The following is a 3,629-nucleotide window of genomic DNA, read 5'->3' on the forward strand; positions in this document are numbered from 1 at the left end:
GGCGAGGACCGCCGGTGCCGGGTCGTCGCAGATCAGCAGGTCGGGCCTGCCCTGGGCCAGGACGCGCGCGCGGCGGGCGGCGGGCTGGTCGCGGCCCAGGGGGAGGTAGGCGCAGCCCGCGGCGAGCACGCCCAGGACGGCGGCGACCTGGTCGGCGCCCCGGGGCAGGTCCAGGGCCACGGTCGCGCCAGCGGGCACGGCCCCGGCCACCGCTCCGGCCACGCGCAGCGCCCGGTCGGCCAGTTCCCCGTAGGTCAGGGACGCGCCGTCGGTCAGGACCAGGGCGGTGTCGCCGGGGGCGGTGCGGGCGTGGTCGAAGAAGCGCCCGTGCAGTGGGCGGGGGCCGGGCGGCGCCGCGTCGGGGGTGTGCGCGGCACGCGCCCGGGCCCGGTCCGGGGAGGGTTCCGGACCGAAGGGGCGGCTCCAGGCCGCGGGGTCGTCGGTGAGGTCCTCGACGAGCGCGCGGTAGCAGGCGAAGGCGGCCTCCGCGGTTCCGGGGGCGAAGGCGCGCTCGCGCAGGTCCCAGTTGAGCAGGAGCCCGCCGTCGAGTTCGGTGACCTGGGCGTCGAGCAGGACCTGGGGGCCCTGGGAGATGATCCAGGAGGGGCGGCCGAAGGACTCCTGCACGGGATCGGTGAACAGGGGGCCCAGGCCGATGGCGCTGGTGTAGACGACCGGGGCGAGGACCGGGTTGCCGCCGTCGAGGCGGGCCAGGTCGCGCAGGACCTCCACCCCCCCGTAGGCGCCGTGGTCGATCGCAGCGTGCAGGTCGGACTGAACCCTGCGCGCCCGCTCGGCGAAGGGAGCGGGGTCGGCGGTGTCCACGCCCAGGAGCACCGAGCTGCTGAAGTCGCCGACGACCCGGCCGACGTCGGGGTGCAGGGGCGCGCGGTCGAACAGGGGCAGGTTGAGCGAGAACCGCGGGGCCGAACTCCAGGCGCCCAGCACCTCGGCGAAGGCGGCGGCCAGCGCGGCCGCGGGGGTGACGCCCGCGGCACGGGCCCGCCGCTCGAACAGCCGGGTGCGCTCGGGGGTGAGCCGGTGGTGCAGGCGGGTGGAGCGGGTGGCGTCGGTTCCGGGCACGGCGGGCAGCGCGGCGCCCGGGAGGACGGGCAGTTCGGGCGGCGGGGGGATCTCGCGCAGGCGTTCGTGCCACCAGGAGCGGGCGCGCTCGCGCGGCCGGGGGTCGCGGGAGGCGCGTTCGGCGAGGTAGCGGGCGAAGCCGTACTCCAGGGGCGGAAGGTCGTCGCCCCGGTAGGCGGTGCGCAGGTCCTCCAGCAGGACGCGCAGGCTGAGGGCGTCGGCCACGATCATGTCCAGGTCCACGTGCAGGCGGGTGGCGCCGCCCGGCAGCAGGGAGAGGGCCACGTCCAGCACCTGTCCGGCGGCGACGTCCATGCGGCGGTGGGTGGAGGTGTCCCGGATCCGCGCGAGGACCCGGTCGGCTTCCTCGGGGTCCAGGCCGGTCAGGTCGTGGACCGTCACGGCGGGGGCGGCCTGCACGAACGCGCTGGTCCCAGCGGACCCACCAGACTCAGCAGACTCAGCAGAGGGCATGGGTACGACAGGCGCGACAGACGCGGTGGCCCCCACAGGCGCACCGGCCGCAACGGACCCACTCAGCTCGGCAGGAGCACCAGAACCAGCAGGCGCGTCAGCCTCTCCGGACACGGCGAGGACGGTGGCCGCGGGAAGCACGCGCTGGTGGCCGTCGTCGTCGAACCTCACACGCAGCATCGGGTGGCGCTCCACCACGGCCCGCAGGGCCGAGGCGAGGCGTTCGGGGTCCACGCCGTGGCCGTCGAACTCGGTGTAGAAGTGCGCCGCGACCCCGCCCAGCGGCTGTCCGTCCTGGCGGCCGATCCAGTAGGCGTGCTGCATGGTCGCCAGGGGGAAGCGCTCCCCCTCCGCCACCGGGCGCACGGGTTCCTGCGGCGCGGGGCGCTCCGTGGCCGCCGAACCCCGCAGCAGGGCGCTCCAGGCGGCCGCCGTCGGGTTGGCGGACAGGTCCTCGAAGGTGACGTCGAACCCGTCCTCCCGCCAGGCGCCCACCAGGCGGATCAGGCCCAACGAGTCCAGCCCGTGCTCGAAGAGGTCGTCGGTGTCGGCGAACCCCCGGGTCCCGAGCACCTCCGCCACCTGCTCGCGCACGGCTCCGGCTCCGGTTCCCGCCCCGGCGTGGTCTGACACGGTGTTCTGCCCCTCTGTGTTCGGGTTCGACACGATCAGCAATAATGAAAACCGTTTTCATTGCTGATGTGCCTATGTATAGCACTGCCGCGACCGCCCGGTCGACCCGGGCCCGCGGAAATACGGGAGGGATCACATGCCCCAGGACTGGCTGCGCTGGCCGAAGGAGCAGGCGAGGGAGTACCGCGAACGCGGCTTCTGGGACGATCGGAGGCTGGACGACCTGCTACGCGGGCGGGCCGACCGCCACGGGGAGCGCACCGCGCTCGTGTCGGGCGCGGACCGGCTCACCTACGCCGGACTGGACGAGCGCGTGGACCGGCTGGCCGCGGGGCTGGCCTCGCTCGGGGTGGAACCGGGGGAACGCGTCCTGCTCCAGTTGCCCAACCGGCGCGAGTACGTCGTCACGCTCTTCGCCCTGCTGCGGATCGGGGCCGTGCCTGTGCTGGCCCTGCCGACCCTGGGCGCCGCCGAGGTGGAGTCGCTCGTGCGCACGGCGCGGGCGTGCGCCGTCGTCGTCGCGCAGGGCAGGGGCCGCAGCGACCCCAGGGCGGCCGCGGCCCGGATCGCGCGGGACGTGCCGTCGGTGCGCGCTCTGGTCGTCGTCGGCGACCCCGGGGACACCGGCGGGGTGCGGTGGGACGCCCTCGCGGAAGCGGATCCCCTCCCCCGCGGCGGCGACGCCGGGGAGAGCGGGCGGCACGGGCGCACCCCCGAGGTCGGCGCCGAGGACCTGGCCCTGCTCCTGCTGTCCGGCGGCACCACGGGCACCCCCAAACTCATCCCGCGCACCCACGCCGACTACGGGTACAACGCCCGGGCGTCGGCCGAGGCCTGCGGAGTGGGCGAGGACGCGGTCTACCTGGCCGTCCTGCCCGTCGCGCACAACTTCACCATGGTCTCCCCCGGGGTCGTGGGCACCCTCGCGGTCGGCGGCACGGTCGTCCTGAGCCCCGACCCCAGCCCGACCACGGCCTTCGCGCTGATCGAACGCGAGGGGGTGACCATCACCTCGCTCGTGCCCGCGCTGGTGCCCTCCTGGCTGGACGAGGCCGGCCGGACCGGGCACGACCTGTCCTCCCTGCGCGTCCTCCAGGTCGGGGGGTCGCGCCTGGACGACACGACCGCCCGGCGGGTGGGCCCCGCCCTGGGCTGCCGCCTCCAGCAGGTGTTCGGCATGGCCGAGGGCCTCAACAACTACACCGGTCTGGACGACCCCGACGACCTCGTGTGCACGACCCAGGGACGCCCCCTCTCCCCCGCCGACGAGGTCGCGGTGGTGGACGAGGCCGGGGAACCGGTGCCCCCGGGCACCCCCGGGGAACTGCTCACCCGCGGCCCCTACACCCTGCGCGGCTACTACCGGGCGCGCGAACTGGACGCGCTGCGCTTCACCCCGGACGGGTTCTACCGCACCGGTGACCTGGTGACCCGGAGCG

Annotated in this window: 2 protein-coding genes; one reads left to right on the forward strand and one right to left on the reverse strand. The window is 75.5% G+C overall.

Features of this window, described 5'->3' with window-relative positions; translation table 11 throughout:
* Window positions 1-2,190, reverse strand: a 2,190-nt coding sequence (locus ABD54_RS25995) for a condensation domain-containing protein (protein WP_235432206.1), incomplete at its 3' end; no start/stop codon positions are given.
* Between the two features lie 136 nt (window positions 2,191-2,326).
* Here ABD54_RS25995 and ABD54_RS26000 point away from each other — a divergent pair.
* A partial coding sequence (locus ABD54_RS26000; RefSeq protein WP_047872185.1) for a (2,3-dihydroxybenzoyl)adenylate synthase occupies window positions 2,327-3,629 on the forward strand: 1,303 nt, incomplete at its 3' end.

Source organism: Nocardiopsis sp. RV163 (assembly GCF_001029525.1).
Classification (GTDB): Bacteria; Actinomycetota; Actinomycetes; order Streptosporangiales; family Streptosporangiaceae; genus Nocardiopsis; species Nocardiopsis dassonvillei.